2 protein-coding genes are annotated in these 1,721 nt (G+C 58.9%); one reads left to right on the plus strand and one right to left on the minus strand.

Translation table 11 applies throughout. The features are described from left to right. A partial coding sequence (locus tag ACODTY_RS23960; protein ID WP_488996674.1) for a transporter substrate-binding domain-containing protein occupies positions 1-574 on the minus strand: 574 nt, incomplete at its 3' end. 238 nt (positions 575-812) lie between these two features. On the opposite strand from ACODTY_RS23960, the gene ACODTY_RS23965 reads away from it, so the two are divergent. Beyond that, positions 813-1,709, plus strand: a complete 897-nt coding sequence (locus ACODTY_RS23965; protein WP_488996675.1) for a LysR family transcriptional regulator — start codon at positions 813-815, stop codon at positions 1,707-1,709. Positions 1,710-1,721: the final 12 nt, after the last annotated feature.

Genomic DNA, 1,721 nt, shown 5'->3' on the forward strand with positions numbered 1-1,721 from the left:
CCTCGAAGCCGACATAGGTCTTGACTTCCTTGACCGGGATTCCCTGCGCCTTGAGCTTTTCGGCAAATGCATTGACGTCACCGAGCGGGACAGAACCGGCCTGCGTACCCACGATCTTGCCAGCGATGTCGTCAGACACGCTGATCGAGGTGTCGGACTTGCGCTTGACCAGAGCGACCGTAGCATCGGCGATCGGGGCGCTTAGGGCGAACTTCTCATAGCGCGCCTTGTCGGCCACGATCGAGGTGACGACATAGTCGAACTTCTTGGCCTGAAGGCCGGGCAAGATACCTTGGAAAGGCAGGTCCATCCGATTGAGCTTGACCCCGGGGAACACTTCCATGACGCGGGCGATGACATCGGCGGAGTAGCCGACGATCTCACCGTTCTCGACAAACTCGAACGGTGCGTAGCGCGCCTCCGTCCCGACCACCAATTCGCCCCGCGCCTCGATCGACGCAAGCAGATCCTGCGCATCGGCATGCGCCGGCGCGGCCGCAAGTGCGGCAGCGCTACAGCCCAGAGCAAACGATAGAAGACGCGACAAAAATGCCGCCCTGAACTTACCACCCACAAGCCACCTCCCTGATTGTTCCCACTTCGAACTCCGGCCTCACGGCGCGAGTGCTGGGACGGGGCGACCAATAGCCAGTTTCTAACATCAAATGTATCCTAATATTGCAATGCTCACATCCAATTTACAAATGTATAATCGCGAATGATAGTGGTGCGCCTCGGAATGCCGGCGAGTGTTCCGCATCTGTCGAAAACGGCTGACACGCGCCTCGTAAAATGGCGCAAGGGGAGTGACGATGCGATTTTCCGACATGGACCTGAAGTCGATCCGCGTCTTTCGCGCGGTGGTTGAGAACCATGGCTTCGCGGGCGCCCAGATCGCCCTCAACATTAGTCAGCCCGCCGTCAGCGCGCATATCAAGACCCTGGAGGAACGGCTCGGCTTCGTCCTGTGCCAAAGGGGCAAGTCGGGCTTCCAACTCACCGAGAAAGGCGAGCGCGTTTATGAGAATACCAAGACGCTTTTGCATGCGGTCGAACACTGCGAGACAGCACTGGGCGAACTGCGCCATCGCCTGACCGGCGTGCTGCGCCTTGGGCTCGCAGCCAACACCATCACCGACCGGAATTTTTCGATCCGGGAAGCCATGGAGAAGTTCAACCGGCGCAACCACGATGTCTCACCCAACATCCTGATCGGAACGCCGGACCTGCTGGAAAAAGAACTGCTGAACGGATCGCTCCATCTCGCAGTGGGCAACTTCACCAGCAATTTCGACGTGTTGCGCTACCGGAAGCTCTATGACGAAAAGAACACCGTCTACTGCAGCGCTCACAGCCCCTTGTTCACCACGGACGAGGCGGAAATCTCACCCCAAACGGTCCGCGGTGGCAATTTCGTCACCCGTGCCTATCTGAACCAGATAGAGCTGTCGCATCTTCCCGGCATGCGGCCATGCGCTGTCGTCTCCAATATGGAGGCCCAGGCGATCCTGATCCTCAGCGGAAACTATCTCGGCTATCTGGCGGATCACTACGCCGCGCGGTGGGTGGAGAGAGGCGAGTTGCGCCCGCTTTCGCATCCTGAGCTCGACAGGCTCATCCCGTTTCATCTCGTGACCCGCAAGGGAATGCCGCCGTCGCAGGTGGTGGAGGTTTTCATCGAAGATCTTTGCGAGGTTATGGGCGCCTGAGCGGAAACAGGA

The sequence above is a fragment of the Mesorhizobium sp. FG116 genome, from assembly GCF_057809835.1.

Excerpts from the sequence above, each read along its gene's own strand:
- ACODTY_RS23965 (WP_488996675.1), top strand. The coding sequence starts at position 813 with ATGCGATTTTCCGACATGGACCTGAAGTCGATCCGCGTCTTTCGCGCG.